Origin of the sequence: Phenylobacterium ferrooxidans (assembly GCF_042714595.1) — a bacterium.
Classification (GTDB): domain Bacteria; phylum Pseudomonadota; class Alphaproteobacteria; order Caulobacterales; family Caulobacteraceae; genus Phenylobacterium; species Phenylobacterium ferrooxidans.
The window spans coordinates 1-18,032 of the sequence record NZ_JAOTJD010000021.1 but is presented as its reverse complement, the minus strand read 5'-3'; the positions used below and the strand labels follow the sequence as shown (position 1 = coordinate 18,032).

Sequence of the window (18,032 nt, the reverse complement as noted above, 5' to 3'; positions counted from 1 at the left end):
CAAGCCACCTGCGTGGCTGGGGTTTAACTGCCCCAGAAGCCGACGATCTTCTTCACCTCGGCCAGGGTCGGGGCCGCCGCCTCGCGGGCCTTTTCGGCGCCCGCCGCCAGGATGCGATCGATCTCGTCGGGCTGACTCATCAGGCGGCGCATCTCCCCGCTGATGGCGCCGAACCTGGCCACCGCCAGGTCGGCCAGCATCGGCTTGAAGGACTGGCCAAAGCCCTGGCCGGTGAACTCGGCGAGCACGTCGGCGGCGGTGCGTTCCGACAACGCCGCATAGATGCCGATCAGGTTGAGGGCCTCGGGCCGGTCCTTCAGCTCCTCCAGGGTCTCGGGCAGGGGATCGGGATCGGTGCGGGCCTTGCGGATCTTCTGCGAGATGGCGTCGGCGTCATCCATCAGGTTGAGCCGCGAATTGTCCGACGGGTCGGACTTGCTCATCTTCGCCGAGCCGTCGCGCAGCGACATGATCCGCGCGCCAGGCCCCTCGGTCAGGGCCTCGGGCAGGGGGAAGAAGCCCGGGACATCGAAGTCGTGGTTGAACTTGGCGGCGATGTCGCGGGTCAGCTCCAGGTGCTGGCGCTGATCCTCGCCGACCGGCACGTGGGTGGCCTTGTAGACCAGGATGTCGGCGGCCTGGAGCACCGGATAGGTGTAGAGCCCGACGCTCTCGCGCTCCTTGTGCTTGCCGGCCTTGTCCTTGAACTGGGTCATGCGGTCGAGCCAGCCGAGACGAGCCACGCAGTTGAACACCCAGGCCAGCTGGGCGTGTTCGGGCACCGCCGACTGCGGGAAGATGGTGGCCTTGGCGGGATCCAGGCCTGAGGCGAGATAGGCCGCGGCGATCTCGCGGACCTGGGAGGTCAGCAGCTTCGGGTCCTGCCACACCGTGATGGCGTGCATGTCGGCCACGAAGATGAAGGTCTCCATCTCGTTCTGCAGGCGGGTGAACTTCACCAGGGCGCCGAGATAGTTGCCCAGGTGCAGGGCGCCCGTGGGCTGGACGCCGGAGAGCACGCGTCGGGAGCCGACATAGGCGGCGGGAGCTTGTTCGGTCATGGGATCAGGCTTTGAAACAGAGGGCGTGGGGGCGCGTCTCGACGCGCCGCGGAAGCGGGATCAGGCGCTGCGCCATCGCCAGGTGAATACGTCCGGACAAGCCATGGCCGATGCGAATAGTCCGCGCGGAGCTTTCAGGCAAGTCCGTCAGAGGTCGGGGACGGAGACGGCCACGTCACCCTTGCGCCGCTTGAACGCCCCGCGCACCTCGGCCGGGGTGACGCCGCCGAAGGCGAACAGCAGCAGCGGATAGAGCAGGCCCCCCACCAGGCAGACCGCCAGGACGGTGATCTCCTTGGCGCCCCCCACCTGCGCCAGGGGCGCCTCGATCGCGGCGCGGAAATGGGTGGCGAGCGCCAGCAGCACGCCGAGCACGGCGCTCGCGGCGGCGACCCGGAGGATCTTTCCGGTCGCCCTGGCCGAGGGCCGGTAGATCCTCTCGCGCCAGAGCAGGAGCGCCATCTGGGCCACGGTTCCCCAGGAGGCGATGGACGTGGAGATGGCGATGCCGGGGAAGCCGATGGTGTAGAATAACGCCACCCCCAGCACGATATTGACCCCCACCGAGATCAGCGAGAACCGCATCGGCGTCTTGGTGTCGCCGCGGGCGAAGAATGCCGGCTGCAGGATCTTGATCAGGATGAAGGCCGGAAGACCCCAGCCGTAGTGGAACAGCAGGGCGCCGGAGGAGGCCGCGTCGGCGAAGGTGAACTCGCCGCGGGCGAACAGGCCGTCGGTGAGATAGACCGGCATGGCCATCAGGGCCGCGGCGGCGGGCAGGCTTAGCGCCAGGGCGAAGACGATGGCCTGGTCCATCGCCCCCTGGGTGTCCTCGTGATCCTTCAGCTGGAAGGCGGTGGACAGGCGCGGCAGCAGGGCCACCCCGATGGCGACCCCCACCAGGCTCAGCGGCAGTTGATAGAACCGCTCGGCGACATTCAGCCAGACTCGCATGCCGGCCACCTGGGAGGCCAGGATCGCCGAGATGAACAGGTTGATCTGCACGGCGCTCGACGCGATCACGCCCGGCACCGCGCGCTTGGCCAGCGCCTTGATCTCGGGCGTGAACCGCAGGGCCTTCAGGCGCACCCGGGCGCCGGTGTGGTGGGCGCCCCACCAGCAGATGGCGGCCTGGCCGACGCCTGCCACCAGCACCGCGATGGAGGCCGCGAAGGCCGCGCGGGTGGGGTCCTTCTGCGGCAGCACCGCCAGCAGCATCACCAGGTTCAGGATGGTGGGATAGAGGCCGTAGATCACGAACCGGCCCCGCGCCGTCAGGATGCCCGCGAACAGCGAGGCGATCGAGACGCACACCAGGTAGGGCATGGTGATCTGGGTCAGCAGCACCGCCAGCTTGAACTTGGCGGGGTCGCTCATATAGCCGGGGCTGTAGGCCATCATCAGCCAGGGCATGGCCAGTTGGCAGAGGACGGTCACCACCACGGTGGCGGCCGCCAGGGTGGCCAGGCTGTCGGCGGCGAAGGCGTCGGCGGCTTCCTTGCCGTCGCTGGCCAGGCGGCGCGAATAGTCCGGCACGAAGGCCGCGGCGAAGGCGCCCTCGGCGAAGATGCGGCGGAACAGGTTGGGGAAGGCGAGCGCCGTGAAATAGGCGTCGGCGGCGATGTTGCTGCTGCCCCCCAGGCGCGCCGTGATCACCAGGTCGCGGGCCAGGCCCATGAACCGGCTGACCAGGGTCAGGGCCGAGAAGATCATCGACGAACGGATCATCCCGCCGGGCTTGGCGGGGACGGGCGTCGAGGGCGGGGCGGGTTCGGTCACGCTCGCTCTGTGCGCAGGGCCAGCGGCATCGTCAAGCGATCAGCGCGCCACGCTGGCCCGGGCCCGCTGCAGGTTGCCGCGAGACTTCGACGAGGCCGAGGCCTCCGCCTCGTCGAGGGCGAGCATGAGGCGCGCCTTCAGGCTGGTCATGGCCTTGGGGTCGGTGAGCTTCTTGCCCTGCGCGTCCACCACATAGAAGGCGTCCACGGCGCGCTCGCCATAGCCGTCGATATGGGCCGAGAGGATGGAAAGGCCGGCTTCCGAGATGGATTGGGCCAGGGCCTCCAACAGGCCCGGACGGTCGCGGCCCGAGGCCTCCACCACCGTCGAGACCTCCGAAGCGTCGTTGTCCAGCATCACCGTGGGAATGATGGAGAAGGCCGCGGCGCGGCCGAGGTCCGACAGCCGCTTGGCCTCGGTCTTCAGGGGCTCGCCGCGGGCGGCGGCCTCCAGGGCGTCGGCCAGGCGGGTCAGGGCCTTGGGATTGTCGCTTCCATAGGCCTCCCCGGTGATGTCCTGCACATAGAAGACGTCCAGCGCCTGGCCCTGGCGGGAGGTGAAGACCCGCGCGCCCATCACATTGGCCCCGGCGGCGGTGACGGCCTGGGCCAGGTCCACGAACAGGCGGGGGCGGTCGGGGGCGGCGACGACCACCTCGGAGGCGTTGAGCCCTGGGCGGATATGGCCCTCGGCCGCGGCGCCGCTCGTCTCCGCGCGGCGGGCGAGGGCGGCATGGCCCAGGACCTCGCTCTCGGCGAAGGAGGTGAAATAGGCGTCCTCCATGGCCTGGGCCCAGGCGGTGGCGGCGGGATCGACCGCCACCAGCCGCATGCGGGCGTCATAGGCGGCGTTCTCGTGGTAGCGGCGCACGGCGGCCGCCGCGTCCGAGCCCCGGCCGCCGCGGAACACGGCCTCGGTGGCGGCGTAGAGCTCGCGCAGCAGCTGCCCCTTCCAGCCGTTCCAGACGCCGGGGCCCACGGCGCGGATGTCGGCGACCGTCAGCACCAGCAGCAGACGCAGGCGTTCCGGCGTCTCCACGATGCGGGCGAAGTCCACCACCGTGCGGGGATCGGAGACGTCGCGCTTCTGGGCGTAGTCGCTCATCACCAGGTGGTGCTCCACCAGCCAGGCGACCAGTTCGATACGCTTGCGGTCCTGGCCCAGGCGCTCGCAGGCCTGGCGCGCGGCGCGGGCCCCGGCTTTTTCCTGGCCGCCCGCCCCGCCCTTGCCGGTGTCGTGCAGCAGCATGGCCAGGAACAGGGCCTCCGGGTCGTCGATCAGCGGCATGACAGCGGTGGACAGCGGGTGGTCCTCGGCGAACCGCCCGGCCTTGATCTCGGCGATGACCCCCACCGCCCGCAGGGTGTGCTCGTCCACCGTGTAGGAGTGGTACATGTTGAACTGCATCTGGGCGACGACCCGGCCGAACTCCGGCAGGAAGCGGCCCAGGACCCCGGCCTCGTTCATCAGGGTCAGCGTCCGCTGCGGGTCGCGGCCCCGGGCCAGGATGTCCAGGAACACCTTGGCGGCGCGCGGATCGCGCCGGGTCTTCGACGTGATCAGGGGCAGGGAGCGGGTCGCCGCGGTGAAGGCGTCGGGGTGCAGGTCCAGGTCGCGCCGGTCGGCGGTGCGGAACAGGCGCAGCAGGTTGATGGGGTCGGCCTGGAAGATCTCCGGCGTGTCGATGTTGAGCCGCCCGCCCTCCTCGTGGAAGCCGGCGTCCAGCAAGGTCTTGCGCGGCTTGCCCCGGCCCGGCAGCAGGCGGGAGATGCCCTTGGGCTGTTGCTTGACCCGCTCGGACTCCAGCTTGGCGGCGAAGACCCGGGTGAGGGCGCCCACCTCCTTGGCGATCAGGAAGTAGCGCCGCATGAAGCGCTCGACGGCCGGCGCGTCGCCCCGGTCGCCATAGCCCATGCGCCGGGCGATCTCCGGCTGCAGGTCAAAGGTCAGGCGCTCCTCGGGACGGCCGGTGGCGAAGTGCAGGTGGCTGCGCACAGCCCACAGGAAGTCGAAGGCGCGCAGGAAGGCCGCCACCTCCCGGCGCTCGAACATCTCCAGGTGGACGATGCCGTCCATCCGGGCCTGGGCCGAGGGGTTCAGGTACTGGGCGATCCAGAACAGGGTGTTGAGGTCGCGCAGGGCGCCCTTGCCCTCCTTGACGTTGGGCTCCACCAGGTAGCGGCTGGCGCCGGCCCGGGCGTGGCGCTCGTCGCGCTCCTTCAGCTTGGCGGCGACGAACTGGGCGCCCGAACCCTTCACCACCTCGGCGGCGAACCTCCGGGTCAGCTCCTCGGCCAGCTTCTCATCGCCGGTCAGCCGCCTGGCCTCCAGGATCGAGGTGCGGATCGTGAAGTCTTCCTTGGAGAGCCGGATGCATTCTTCGATCGTGCGCGAGGCGTGGCCGACCTTGAAGCCCAGGTCCCACAGCGCATAGAGCATGTACTCGATGACGCTCTCGGCGTGGGCGGTCTGCTTGTAGGGGCGCAGGAACAGCAGATCGAGGTCGGAGAAGGGCGCGAGCGTGCCGCGCCCGTAGCCGCCGACGGCCATCAGGGCCAGGCGCTCCCCCTCGGTGGGATTGCGCGCCCGGAACACGTGGACCGTGGTGAAGTCGTACAGGGCGGTGACGACCTCGTCCGTCACACCCGACAAGAGCCGGGCGGTCTCGATGCCGCCGGCGCCGTTCTCGAGACGCTCCTTGGCGATCATCCGGCCCCGGAACAGGGCCTGCTTGAGGATATCCAGGGCGCGGCGGCGCTGCTCGGCCTCGTCGCCGGCGGCGTCCAGGGCCGCCGCCGACAGCTGGGCGCGCAGCCGGATTCCGTCGACGACATATTCCAGGCGCGTGGGACGCAGGCGTGGCGGCATGGGAAACCTAAGGAAAATCGGTTCCCGTCATATAGGGCCGCGCCGCCACGGGCGCGAAGCCCGCACTGTGGCGCAGATCAAAGAAAAAGGCCGGCGCCCTGGGGCCCCGGCCTTTCGATCGTCCAGCTGACGCGGCTGTCTTTAGAGCGCGGCGAGCTTTTGCTGGGTGACCTGCACGGTGGCCTTCACGCAACGGCCGTAGGCGCCGAGGATCATGGTCTCGCCGGCGACGTCCTTGGCGCAGACGGTGCGCGCGGCGTCGAGGATGTCGGCGTTGATCTGTTCGGCGGACTTGCCCACCAGGGAGACGCGGACTTCGGAGGCGCTGGCCGAGGAGGCGGCGAAGGCGACCACGGCGGCGATGAGGGCGGTGCGGATCATGATCTAAATCTCCAGCGGCGCGGGGAAATGGGGAGGAGAGGTCCGCGCTCGTCGGAGGTGTTTTTGTACGCTCGAGCTTAAAATATTGTGCAGTGCGATGCTTAAGATTTTGCGACGCACAATTTTCTTCCCGGCGTGGATCAGAGCAGGCCCTTCAGCCGGTAAAGCGCCGCCATGGCCTCTCGCGGGCTCATGCTGTCGGGGTCGAGGTCGGCGACTGCGATATCAACCGGGCTCGGGCCCGACCGTTCCGCGACACCGGGCGCGGTGGCGGCGAACAGCGGCAGGTCGTCGAGGTGGGCCGGGGCGCCGGTCTCGCGCTCCAGCCGCTCCAGCACCTCGCGGGCGCGGATCACCACCGGGGCGGGAACGCCCGCCAGCTTGGCCACCTGCACCCCATAGGAGCGATCGGCGGGACCGGGGCCGGCCTCGTGGAGGAAGATCAGGTCGCCGTTCCACTCCTTGGCCTTCAGCGACAGGTTGGCGACATGGGCGAGCCTGCCCTCCAGCACCGCCAGTTCGTGATAGTGGGTGGCGAACAGGCCCCGGCAGCGATTGGTCTCGTGCAGGGCCTCGGCGCAGGCCCAGGCGATGGCCAGGCCGTCATAGGTGGCCGTGCCCCGGCCGATCTCGTCGAGGATCACCAGGGAGTGGGGCGTGGCCTGGGTGAGAATGGCGGCGGTCTCGACCATCTCGGCCATGAAGGTCGAGCGGCCCCGGGCCAGGTCATCGCCGGCGCCCACGCGGCTGAACAGCCGGTCCACCACCCCGAGGCGCAGGCGCTTGGCCGGCACATAGCATCCAGCCTGGGCAAGCACGGCCAGGAGCGCGTTCTGGCGCAGGAAGGTCGACTTGCCGGCCATGTTCGGCCCGGTCACCAGGGCCAGGCGCGGACCCACCGCGCCGGCCCCATCCAGACGGCAGTCATTGGGGGTGAAGGGCTGGCCAGTACGCTTGACCGCGGCCTCGACCACCGGGTGGCGGGCCGCCTCGGCCTCGAAGGCGGTCGAGCGGTCGAGGATCGGCCGCGTGCCGCCCACGTCGTCGGCCCACTCCGCGAGGCCGGCGGCCACGTCCAGGCGCGCGGCGCCCTCGGCGGCGGCCTGGATGGCGGCGGCCACGCCGATGGCGGCCTCCCGCCAGGCCTCGAAGGTGGCCACCTCGATGGCCAGGGCCCGCTCGGCGGCCTGGGCGATCCTGGCGTCCAGTTCGGCCAGTTCCACCGTGGTGAAGCGCACCTGGTTGGCCAGGGTCTGGCGATGAATGAAGGTGGCGTTGAGCGGCGGCGCCATCAGGGGCTCGGCGGCCTTGGCCGTGCACTCGACGAAATAGCCCAGCACCGCGTTGTGGCGGATCTTCAGGGCCACGCCGCTATCGGCCAACAGCTGGGCCTCCAGCTGCAGGATCACCCGGCGGCTGTCGTCACGCAGGGCGCGAGCCTGGTCGAGTTCGGGACGGACGCCCGGCGCCACGAAGCCGCCATCGCGGGCCTGGGCTGGCAGGTCGTTCCCAAGACCTTCGGCCAGCATCTGGCGGAAGGCGCCCAGTTCGTAGTGATCATAGGCATGCAGGACGGCCAGCGCGCTCTCGACCTCGGAAGGCGGCGGCGGGTCCAGCGGAGCCGGCGCCCCGGCGAACAGTCCGGCGATGGCCTCGCCGCGCGCCAGGCCGTCGCGCAGGCAGCCCAGGTCGCGGGGGCCGCCTCGACCGAGCGCCAGGCGTGAGAGCGCGCGGGCCATGTCGCCCAGGCCCTTCAGTTCCTCGCGAAGCTTCTGACGCAACGGCCGCCGCTCCACGAACCAGCCGACGGCGTCGAGCCTGACTTCGATGGCGGCGGGGTCCAGCAGGGGGCGGGCCAGCCGCGCGGCCAGCATCCGGGCGCCCGGCGCGGTGATGGTGCGGTCGATGGCGCCCAGCAGGGAGCCCTCGCGGGAGCCCGAGAGGCTCTTCTCGATCTCCAGGCTGGTGCGGGTGGCCGGATCGATGGCCATCACATCGGCCTCGCCGGCCCTTCGCGGAGCGGTGAGCGCGGGCAGGCGTCCGGCCTGGGTGGTCTCCAGGTGGGCGGCGATCAGGCCCAGGGCCGAAATCTCCGCGCCCGACAGGGTCCCGAACCCATCCAGGGTGTCGACGCCATAGAGCCGCTTAAGTCGGGCCTCCGAGGCAGCCGGCTCGGCCAGGGCCGAGGGCATGGGCTGCACCACCCCGCCGGCGCTGCGCAGGGCGGTGTTCATCCCCTCGTCGGCGAACAGGCGGTCGGGCACCAGGATTTCGGAGGGACCAAGGGCGGCGAGCGCGGAAGCCAGGTTCTCGCGGGCCACGGCCCAGCATTCCACCTCTCCGGTGGAGAGCTCGACGCTGGCCACGGCGGCGGCCCCGGCCCGCACCGCCACAGCGGCCAGGCGGTTGGCGCCGCGGGCGTCCAGCAGGCCGTCTTCGGTGAGCGTGCCCGGCGTCACCACCCGCACCACATCGCGTCGGACGATGGATTTCGAGCCGCGCTTGCGGGCCTCTGCGGGGTCTTCCATCTGCTCGCAGACGGCGACCTTGAACCCCGCTCGGATCAGCTTGGCGAGATAGGCCTCGGCGGCATGGACCGGCACCCCGCACATGGGGATCGGCGCGCCGCCGTGATTGCCCCGCGCCGTCAGGGTGATGCCCAGGGCGGCGGCGGCCTTCTCGGCGTCCTCGAAGAACAGCTCGTAGAAGTCGCCCATGCGGAAGAACACCAGGGCGTCCGGCTGGCGGGCCTTGGCCTCGAAATACTGGGCCATCACCGGGGTGGCGCCGGCGGCCGCGTCAGGCGGTGTGGGGATCTGGGCGTTCATGCTTGAGCCAGAGGTTAACGGCGCCCGGCGCCCGCGTCATCCCCACGGTCCCCTTGAACAAAGCTCCGCGAGGCCCAAGCTGTGGTTAAGTCCGGGAGGTTTCCCCATGCACGTCATCTTCCCCGCCGGCCCCGAGGATGCGCTGGCCCTGGCCCAGGTGCACGTGACCTGCTGGCGCGAGACCTATCGCGGCCTGCTGCCCGACAGCTTCCTGGACCGCATGAGCGTGCCGGTGAACGCCCGGCGGTTCTCCAAGTCCCTGGTCACCCCGGCCGAGCATGAGATTACGCTCGCCGCCGCCGACCGGGACGGCGTCGTCGGCTACGCCGCCGGCGGCCCGTCGCGCACGCGCCTGGCGGGCGAGGCGGAGGTCACCACCCTCTATGTCCTGCGCCGGAGCCAGGGCTACGACCTGGGCCGGCGCCTGCTGACGGCGGCGGCCCGCGTGTTCGCCGACCAGGGCGCGAAGTCCCTGATGATCTCGGTCCTGCGCGACAACATCCCGGCGCGCGGCTTCTATGAGCACCTAGGCGGGCAGGCCGAAGCGCCGCGCAAGGAGCCTGGGCCAGGCGGGCTCCTGTACGAGGTCAGCTACCGGTGGGCGGATATCCGCGCCCTCACCTAAAGGGCGCGGCAGACCGTCAGTAGCGGGCGACAACCCCAAGGGCCTTGGGGGTGGGCGTGGCCGCCGCGCCCTTTGACCGCTTCAGCACCCAGTTGATCAGGGTGTTGGCCACCGCTGAATTGCCCGGGTCGCCCGGCCGGCCCTTGTCGGGCGTCGAGTCGTCCACCGAGACGAAGTCGGTGTGGAAATAGAGCTTGGCGTTGATCGCGGGATCAAAGGGGGTCACCGCCTTGGCGGCGTCGGTCTGGTAGGTCCCGGTCTTGTTGACCTCGGTGTAGTCGGTCACGCCGGGGAACGGGTTGTTGGCGGCCGGGGCCGGGCTCTGGCGGGCCACATAGACGGGGATGGCGGCGATCGCGGACTTGTCGATGTCCAGCTTCACCCCGTCGCGGTCGAGCTTGAGGGTCTTGTAGCGGCCTACGAAGCCGGCGTCGAAATCCCAGCGCTCGGAGGGATACCAGTTGGACGCGATCATGTCGGAAGCATCGATGGTGCGCACGCCGCTCTCAGCGAAGGTCACCTCGACCGGCTTGATGTTGGAGCGGGCCGGGGCATAGGCCTGGCTGTCCATCCAGAGCCTGGCCTTGCCGGCGTCCAGGGGCGACTGGCCGTTTCCGCCGCCCTCGACCCAGCCATAGACCTTGGCCGGATCGATCTGGGCCGGGGCCGGCACGCACTTGGCGGCCGCCATGCCGGGACGCGGCGGGCCCAGCATCGGCGCGGGCGGGGTCTTGTCGCACTGGTCCTCGGTTCCGGGGACCGGCTTGAAGTCGAGATATCCCAGGCCTTCGCCGAGGAACTGCAGCACCGGCATCTGCACCCCGCCCCCGGGGACCGGATCGGTGTCGAAGCTGGCGCCGGCGCGGGCGAGCCAGGTCAGGCGGATCGCGCGCAGGAAGGCGTCCCCCGGATTGGCGGTCATGGCCGCGGTGCGCAGAGGGAAGATCGACTCCTGCGCCGGATCGACGAAGGCGTAATAGACGCCGGTCACCGACTGACTTGCCGCGGCCTCGGGCCCGGCGATGGCGCCGAGCATGCCCGAAGCGTCGGTATAGACCCGGTCCTTGCCGGCGCGCAGCGCGGCGACCTTGGCGAAATAGGCGTTGAGGTGGGCCTCGGTGGGGGCGGCCTCCGTCCCGGCCGAGGGCCCGCCGTCCAGGAAGATCAGGCCTGACAGCTTGTCGACCCCGCGCTTGCCGTCGGCCTGGAGGCGCGCGGCGTAGTTGGCGACGAAGCCGCCGCCCTGGCTGTGGCCGGCCAGGAAGACGTTGCGGTTCCCCGTCTTCTGCTTGATCAGGCCGATCATGGCGTCGATGTCCCCGGCATAGGCCTGGAAGTCCCAGTCTGCCATGAAGGCGACATCGGTCTGGCTGAGCGGTTTCCAGGCCGGCGGCGGGGAGCCGGCGGGGGGCACATCCACCTTCAGCGGCGCGCCGGGCAGGGCCGAAGGCTGCAGGGCGGCGGCGCCCAGATAGTAGTCCAGGGCGAGCTTGGGATCTTTCCTGGCCCGGGCGGCGGTCAGGCCGGTGGTGTCGGCGAGGTTGGCGCCGCGGCGCTGCAGCACCCAGACCTCGATCCGGCACGGCGCCCCGTCGCAGGTCTGACCCTGCGCCTTATGGACCAGCTGACTGGCCAGGTAGAGCCAGTGCGCGGGGGTCGAGGAGAAGCCCGGGAGGCCGACGATCACCGCATTGGCGGGTTTGGGGGTCTCACCGTCGGCGGCGGCGCGCAGGCGCAGGAAGCTGGCGGTGTTCAGGGCCTTGGGCGTGCCCGCCGCCGGATAGCCGGGAATCTGGATATATTCCCCCACCACGTCCGGATAGCCGGGAACCAGACTCTTGGAGTTGTCGGCGGGAGCGGCGGCGGCGGCCGGCAGGGCCAGGGCGGCCATCGCGGTCGCGCCCAGGATCAGGGTCTTCAGGCTCATGGTATCCTCCCGTCGTACGCGCTCGCGCGCGATTGGCTCTCAGCTTAGCCGTCTGACGCAGGATTGTTTCCCGGATTTTTCAACGACCCGGTATGACGGGCGCGCCTAGACCCCCGTCACTTCTTCCCAGAAGCGCTTGGCCTTGCCAATGAAGCTGGCCGACTTGGGATGCTGCTGTTCGCCGCAGAGATCCGACAGTTCGCGCATCAGTTCCTTTTGACGGGCGCTGAGGCGGGTCGGGGTCTCCACGAACAGCTCGACGATGAGATCGCCGCGTTCGCGCGACCGCAGGGAGGGCATGCCGCGACCCTTGAGGCGCACGGTGCGGCCCGTCTGAGAGCCTTCCGGCACCTTGACCTCGATCCTGCAATTGCCGTCGCAGTTCTCGCCGCCCATCAGGCAGGGGGCCTCGATGTCGCCGCCCAGAGCCGCCACCGTCATTGGCACCGGCACGGTGCAGAGCAGGTCCAGGCCGTCACGGTCGAACAGTTCGTGCGGCTTCACCGACAGGAAGATGTAGAGGTCGCCGCGCGGGCCGCCCCTCGCCCCGGCGTCGCCTTCGCCGGCGAGCCGGATGCGGGCGCCGTCATCGACGCCGGCCGGGATGCGGACCTGGAGGGTGCGTTCCTTGCGAAGCTGCCCGTGGCCCCGGCATTCGACGCAGGGATCGACAATGATCTGGCCCGAGCCGCCGCAGCGGGGGCAGGCGCGCTCGACCGAGAAGAAGCCCTGGCTGGCGCGAACCCGGCCGGCCCCGCCGCAGGAGCCGCAGACCGTGGGACTGGTGCCGGGCTTGGCGCCCGACCCATCGCAGGTCTCGCACTGGATGGAGGCGGGGACCACGATCTCCACCTCCGAGCCGGCATAGGCCTGCTCCAGGGTGATCTCGAGATCATAGCGCAGGTCCTGGCCGCGAGCCGGCCCGCCGCGCTGGCGGCGACCGCCGAACATGTCGCCGAAGACATCGCCGAACACCTCGTTGAAGATGTCGTTGACGTCGTGGAACTGGCCATTGCCCGGACCGCCGCCGCCGCCGTTGACCCCGGCGTGACCGAACTGGTCGTAGCGCGCGCGCTTCTGGGGATCGGAAAGGACCGAATAGGCTTCGTTGATTTCCTTGAAGCGGCCCTCGGCCTCCTCGCAACCGCCATTGCGGTCGGGGTGGTGCTCCATGGCCAGCTTGCGGAAGGACGACTTCAGCGCGGCGTCATCGCAGCCGCGGGTTACGCCCAGAATCTCATAATAGTCCCGCATCAAATCATCAGGCGTTCAAATTGATCTTAAACTGAGGTGGGAACACCCTGCCCCGGCTGCAAGGCTTACGCCAGCCGCGCCGGGCGCAGAGGGGGGTTGGCCCGCAAATGTGCGAAACCCCACGGCGACCCCTCGCGAAAGCTGCGAGAGACCGCCATGGGGCGCAACGTCACGCGGACTTCTTGGTGTCGTCGTCGCTGACTTCCTCGAACTCGGCGTCGACAACGTCGTCACCGCCCGAGGCGTCGTCGGGTTGATCACCTTCACCGCCCTGCTGGGCGGCGTACATAGCTTCACCCAGCTTCATGGAAGCCTGGATCAGCGTCTGGGTCTTGGCGGCGATGCCCTCGGCGTCGTCACCCTCCAGAGCAGTCTTCAGGTCGGCGAGCGCCGTCTCGATGGCTTCCTTGTCGGGGCCGCCGATCTTGCCGCCGTGCTCGGCCATGGCCTTCTCGGTGGAATGGACCACCGCCTCGGCCTGGTTCTTGGCTTCCACCAGGGCCTTGCGCTTCTCGTCGTCAGCCTTGTTGCTCTCGGCTTCGCGGACCATCTTTTCGATGTCGGCGTCCGACAGCCCGCCATTGGCCTGGATGCGGATCGACTGCTCCTTGGCGGTCGCCTTGTCGCGGGCCGAGACGTTGACGATGCCGTTGGCGTCGATGTCGAAGGTCACCTCGACCTGCGGCACGCCGCGCGGCGCCGGGGGAATCCCCACCAGGTCGAACTGACCCAGCATCTTGTTGTCGTGCGCCATGGGACGCTCGCCCTGGAACACCCGGATGGTCACGGCCGACTGGTTGTCGTCGGCGGTTGAGAAGGTCTGCGAGCGCTTGGTGGGAATGGTGGTGTTGCGCTCGATCAGCGGGGTGAACACCCCGCCCAGGGTCTCGATGCCCAGCGTCAGCGGCGTGACGTCCAGCAGCAGCACGTCCTTGACGTCGCCCTGCAGAACCCCGGCCTGCACCGCGGCGCCCAAGGCCACGACCTCGTCCGGGTTCACGCCCTTGTGGGGCTCGCGGCCGAAGAACTCCTTCACCGTGTCCACGACCTTGGGCATGCGGGTCATGCCGCCGACCAGGATCACTTCGTCGATGTCGGACTTCTTCAGGCCGGCGTCCTTCAGGGCCATCTCGCAGGGGCCGACCGTCTTGGCGATCAGGTCCTCGACGAGGGCTTCCAGCTTGGCGCGCGACAGCTTGATATTGAGGTGCAGCGGACCCGAGGCGTTCATCGAGATGAAGGGCAGGTTCACCTCGTACTGCGTCGTGGTGGACAGCTCCTTCTTGGCCTTTTCGCCTTCTTCCTTCAGGCGCTGGAGGGCCAGCTTGTCCTTCCGGAGGTCGACGGAGGTCTCTTTCTTGAACTCATCGGCCAGGTAGTCGACGATCCGCAGGTCGAAGTCCTCACCGCCGAGGAAGGTGTCCCCGTTGGTGGCCTTCACCTCGAAGACGCCGTCGCCGATCTCGAGGATCGACACGTCGAAGGTGCCGCCGCCGAGGTCATAGACCACGATCTTCTTGCCGTCGTTCTTCTCAAGCCCGTAGGCGAGCGCCGCGGCGGTCGGTTCGTTGATGATGCGCAGGACTTCCAAGCCGGCGATGCGGCCGGCGTCCTTGGTGGCCTGGCGCTGGGCGTCGTTGAAATAGGCCGGGACGGTGATGACCGCCTTCTCGACCTTCTCGCCCAGGTGACGCTCGGCGTCTTCCTTGATCTTGCCCAGGATGAAGGCCGAGATCTGCTGGGGCGAATAGTCCTTGTCCTGAGCGCGGATCCAGGCGTCGCCGTTGGGGCCCTTTACGATCTCGTAGGGCACCATCTTCTTGTCTTTTTCCACCAGCGGATCGTCGTTGTGACGACCGATCAGACGCTTGACGGCGAAGACGGTGTTGGTGGGGTTGGTGACGGCCTGGCGCTTGGCGGGTTGGCCGACAAGACGCTCCCCGTCTTCCAGGAAGGCCACCACGGAAGGCGTGGTCCGCGCGCCTTCGGCGTTCTCGATCACTTTCGGCGTCTTGCCGTCCATGATCGCAACACACGAATTCGTCGTGCCGAGGTCGATGCCAATAATCTTGCTCATGTTCGAGTCTCTTGCTCGCTCCACTAGTGGCGGACGGCGCCTAAGGGGCCTCGTTTCCAAGCACCCGACTTCTTTTGTCACCGTCCCCGGTTCGATCAGGGTCTCGGGCGGTTAACCTGTGCGGAAACCGCCGTCGAGTCGCGATATGGGATGGCCGTGCCCGCCCGCAAGGGCGAATGCCCTTAAAGTGTGCGGGGTCTTGTGGCGCATGCCGCGGACCAAGTCCCTAAAATCCTTGCATAAGCTTCACCATCATAAGGCGCGGGGCCGCCGCGCGCGGCCAGGAATGCGTGCTGCACGACCATGGCCTGCTGTTCGATATTGAGCTTTGAGAAATCGCAGGTCTTCGAAAGATCGTAGGCGTAGGCGCCGGGCCCATCCCCGGCTCTCAGCTTGGCGGCCAGCAGATTGACCCCGGCCTGGGCCTGCCAGACGTGGGTCAGTTCGTGGATGAAGACGCTCTGCAGCGCCAGCGGCGCCCGGCTGAAGTCAGTCCAGGCCTGTCGCGCCGGCCAGACAATCAAGCGACCGCCGGGCACGAAGGCGCGGGGCCAGAGCGGGATGGCGAAGATCCGAACCCGCTCGCAATCCAGCGCCGCGCCGAACATCTCGCGGGCGAGCCCCCGCTCTGCGCCGGTCAAGGTCCGGAAAGCGCCAGGCGCCATGGCTGCGGGATCACGCATAGGGCCTATATGGCGGGTCATGACCGTTTCGACGACCACCGGCTTTCGGCTCTGGCCCGGCAAGCTCAGCCTTGAGGCCCAGGCGGCCCTGGCGGCCGAGGTGCTGGCCCTCAGCCAGGCCGCGCCCTTCTACAAGCCCATCACCCGGGGCGGCAAAGCCATGAGCGTGGAGACCACGAACCTCGGGCCGTTGGGCTGGCTCACCGACGCGCGGGGCTATCGCTACCAGTCTGAGCATCCCGAGACAGGCGGGCCCTGGCCGCCCATCCCCCAGGTCCTGCTGGGTCTGTGGGCCGAACTGGCTGATCCCCAAACGCCCCCCGACGCCTGCCTGGTGAACCTCTACCGCGGCGACGCCCGCATGGGCCTGCACCAGGACCGGGACGAGGCGGACTTCTCGTTCCCAGTGCTGTCGGTCTCCCTTGGCGACACCGCCGTCTTCCGGCTGGGGGGCCTCAGGCGCAACGATCCGACGACCTCCATGCGGCTAACCTCGGGTGACGTCTGCGTCCTGGCCGGTGAGGCGAGGCTGTTCCACCATGGAGTCGACCGTATCCTGGCAGGCTCGTCGCGGCTGATCCCCGGCGGCGGGCGGATCAACCTGACCCTCAGACGGGCGGGGCCTTTGACTCCTTAGGGGCCGCGCCCCAGGATCGGATCAACAACGCCTGGGAGGCCCGCTCATGATCACCCTGACCCGTCCCGAGGGGACCAAGCCCGAAGACCTGAACCTGTCGCGCCGCGCATTGGCCGGCGCCGTGTTCGGCGGCTATGCGGTCTATGCGCTTTCGGCCAGCGCCGAGCCCATCACCACGCCCGCCGACGGCCTGATCACCGAGACGGTGCAGGTGGCGGCCAGCGACCGCGCCATACCGGCCTTCGTCGCCCGGCCGGCCGCCAAGGGCCGCTTCCCCGTCGTCGTCGTGGTCTGCGAGGTGTTCGGGGTGCACGAATATATCCGTGACACCTGCCGCCGGCTGGCCCGGCTGGGCTACGTGGCCATCGCCCCCGACTTCTTCGTCCGCGCCGGAGACCCCTCGACGATCAGCGACTTCGCCGAGATCCGCCGTATCGTCTCCGCCGCCAGCGACGGCCAGGTGATGGGCGACCTCGACGCCACCGTGGCCTTCCTCAAGACCCAGAAGTACGCCGACAAGAGCAAGATGGGAATCACCGGCTTCTGCTGGGGTGGGGCGGTCACCTGGTTGGCCTGCGAGCGACGCAAGGACTTCAAGGCCGGCGCGGCCTGGTATGGACGGCTCGCCGCGCCCAAGCCCGGCGACTTCCTGGGCGAGCCCGGCCGCCAATGGCCGATCCAGCTGGCGGGCGAGCTGAAGGCCCCGGTGATCGGCCTCTATGCGGGCAAGGACGCGGGCATCCCCCTGGCCGACGTCGAGGCCATGCGCGCGGCGCTGCTGGCGGCCAGGAAGAAGGGCAGCGAAATCATCGTCTATCCTGACAGCCAGCACGGCTTCCACGCCGATTACCGCGCCTCCTACGATCCCAAGGCCGCCGCAGACGCCTGGTGGCGCATGCTGGCCCACTTCGCCGCGCACGGGGTGAAGCCGAAAGCGTTCAAGCCGACGGCCTGATGTTCAGTGCGGCGGCTCTTCGGCCGGCGTGATGCCGTCCAGCAGGTCGCCGACGCGGTCTTCGGCGGCCGGCGGCGTAACCGGCTTCGGCGGCGCGGGCCTGGCCGGCGTCACGGTGGCCACGGCCACTGGCGGGGCCTGGTCGGCGGCGAGGTCGAGGGGATCGGCGGCCGGCTTTTTCTCTTCCGGCTTCTTTTCTTCCTCGACCTTCGCCACCACAGGGGGCGGTGGGGCCAAGGTCGTGTCGTCGAGGGGCTTGGCGTCCGTGGCCTGAAGCTGGACGCCGGCGGCCGCGCCGGGCGCGCCCTCGCCCGGCAGCCGCGCCTTCTCCGGCGCCCCGCGCACGCCGAGGACAAAGCCGATCACGGCGCAGAGGCCGATGATCACGGCCACAACTCTCAAGACGCTGCGCGGCATGCTCCACATGACGCAAAGTCCTAATGCGGATCGCCGGAAAGTGGAATTGCGATTGCGGGCCGGGCGTCCACAGAAAGCGCGATCGGTCGCAGCCGAGGTAAACGCCTCTTAACCACCTGACGCCCATAGACTGAGACTTCCAGAATGGGAGCGTAGGTGTATGGCGCGGGTGGCGCGAAAGACGGGTTTGGAGTTGGGGCTGCACATTGCGGGCCTGGCCTGGACTCATCCGACCACCGCGCGCCTTCGAGGCGGCGTGATCGCGGCCTCCGGCGCGGCCTTCGCCGTGGCCCTGGCCACCTACAACGCCGCCGACCCCAGCCTGAACGCCGCTTCCCCGTTCGCCGCCGCCAACGCCCTGGGCGGGCCCGGCGCCACCGCCGCCGATATCGGCATCCAGTCCCTGGGCCTCGCGGCCGGCGTCGCAGCCCTGCTGATGGTGCTGTTTGGGCTCTATCGCGCGGTGTCCGCGCGTCCCGACGAGACCCGGGGCCAGGTGCGCCTGCGCGCCGCCATCGGGACCCTGGGCCTGCTGGCGCT

14 protein-coding genes are annotated in these 18,032 nt (G+C 69.4%); 4 read left to right on the top strand and 10 right to left on the bottom strand.

The window, feature by feature from the left end; all coding sequences use genetic code 11:
* Positions 1-23: 23 nt before the first annotated feature.
* The 5 genes from trpS to mutS form a co-directional block, all read right to left on the bottom strand.
* Positions 24-1,061, bottom strand: coding sequence for a tryptophan--tRNA ligase (gene trpS, locus OCL97_RS12095; protein ID WP_377370276.1), 1,038 nt, complete (start codon positions 1,059-1,061; stop codon positions 24-26).
* Between the two features lie 147 nt (positions 1,062-1,208).
* Positions 1,209-2,840 (bottom strand): murein biosynthesis integral membrane protein MurJ, encoded by a 1,632-nt coding sequence (gene murJ, locus OCL97_RS12090; RefSeq protein ID WP_377370275.1) that lies wholly within the window; start codon positions 2,838-2,840, stop codon positions 1,209-1,211.
* Between the two features lie 39 nt (positions 2,841-2,879).
* Positions 2,880-5,708, bottom strand: a complete 2,829-nt coding sequence (locus OCL97_RS12085) for a [protein-PII] uridylyltransferase (protein ID WP_304780630.1) — start codon at positions 5,706-5,708, stop codon at positions 2,880-2,882.
* Positions 5,709-5,849: 141 nt separating this feature from the next.
* Positions 5,850-6,089, bottom strand: coding sequence for a hypothetical protein (locus OCL97_RS12080; protein WP_377370274.1), 240 nt, complete (start codon positions 6,087-6,089; stop codon positions 5,850-5,852).
* A 140-nt stretch (positions 6,090-6,229) separates the two neighbouring features.
* Positions 6,230-8,917, bottom strand: a complete 2,688-nt coding sequence (mutS, locus tag OCL97_RS12075; protein ID WP_377370273.1) for a DNA mismatch repair protein MutS — start codon at positions 8,915-8,917, stop codon at positions 6,230-6,232.
* Between the two features lie 106 nt (positions 8,918-9,023).
* Between mutS and OCL97_RS12070 the strand changes: the two genes are divergently transcribed.
* The gene (locus OCL97_RS12070; RefSeq protein WP_377370272.1) at positions 9,024-9,542 is read left to right on the top strand and encodes a GNAT family N-acetyltransferase; all 519 of its coding nucleotides are present in this window, start codon (positions 9,024-9,026) and stop codon (positions 9,540-9,542) included.
* 16 nt (positions 9,543-9,558) lie between these two features.
* Here OCL97_RS12070 and OCL97_RS12065 read toward each other — a convergent pair whose 3' ends face one another.
* From OCL97_RS12065 to OCL97_RS12050, 4 genes are all read right to left on the bottom strand, one after another.
* Complete coding sequence (locus OCL97_RS12065; RefSeq protein WP_377370271.1) at positions 9,559-11,469, bottom strand: alpha/beta fold hydrolase; 1,911 nt, start codon at positions 11,467-11,469, stop codon at positions 9,559-9,561.
* A gap of 105 nt (positions 11,470-11,574) precedes the next feature.
* On the bottom strand, positions 11,575-12,723 hold the full coding sequence (gene dnaJ / locus OCL97_RS12060) for a molecular chaperone DnaJ (protein WP_377370270.1): 1,149 nt from the start codon (positions 12,721-12,723) through the stop codon (positions 11,575-11,577).
* 169 nt (positions 12,724-12,892) lie between these two features.
* Entirely contained in the window at positions 12,893-14,800 is a 1,908-nt protein-coding gene (gene dnaK / locus OCL97_RS12055) for a molecular chaperone DnaK (RefSeq protein WP_304780610.1), read from the bottom strand.
* A gap of 182 nt (positions 14,801-14,982) precedes the next feature.
* The gene (locus tag OCL97_RS12050) at positions 14,983-15,483 is read right to left on the bottom strand and encodes a hypothetical protein (RefSeq protein ID WP_377370269.1); all 501 of its coding nucleotides are present in this window, start codon (positions 15,481-15,483) and stop codon (positions 14,983-14,985) included.
* A 19-nt stretch (positions 15,484-15,502) separates the two neighbouring features.
* On the opposite strand from OCL97_RS12050, the gene OCL97_RS12045 reads away from it, so the two are divergent.
* Positions 15,503-16,120, top strand: a complete 618-nt coding sequence (locus tag OCL97_RS12045; RefSeq protein ID WP_377370268.1) for an alpha-ketoglutarate-dependent dioxygenase AlkB — start codon at positions 15,503-15,505, stop codon at positions 16,118-16,120.
* A gap of 46 nt (positions 16,121-16,166) precedes the next feature.
* Positions 16,167-17,075 (top strand): dienelactone hydrolase family protein, encoded by a 909-nt coding sequence (locus OCL97_RS12040; protein WP_377370267.1) that lies wholly within the window; start codon positions 16,167-16,169, stop codon positions 17,073-17,075.
* A gap of 3 nt (positions 17,076-17,078) precedes the next feature.
* Here the strand turns inward: OCL97_RS12040 and OCL97_RS12035 are convergent, their stop codons facing one another.
* Complete coding sequence (locus OCL97_RS12035) at positions 17,079-17,492, bottom strand: hypothetical protein (protein WP_377370266.1); 414 nt, start codon at positions 17,490-17,492, stop codon at positions 17,079-17,081.
* A 160-nt stretch (positions 17,493-17,652) separates the two neighbouring features.
* Between OCL97_RS12035 and OCL97_RS12030 the strand changes: the two genes are divergently transcribed.
* Positions 17,653-18,032: DNA translocase FtsK 4TM domain-containing protein (locus OCL97_RS12030; RefSeq protein ID WP_377370265.1), on the top strand; the 380-nt coding region annotated here is incomplete at its 3' end.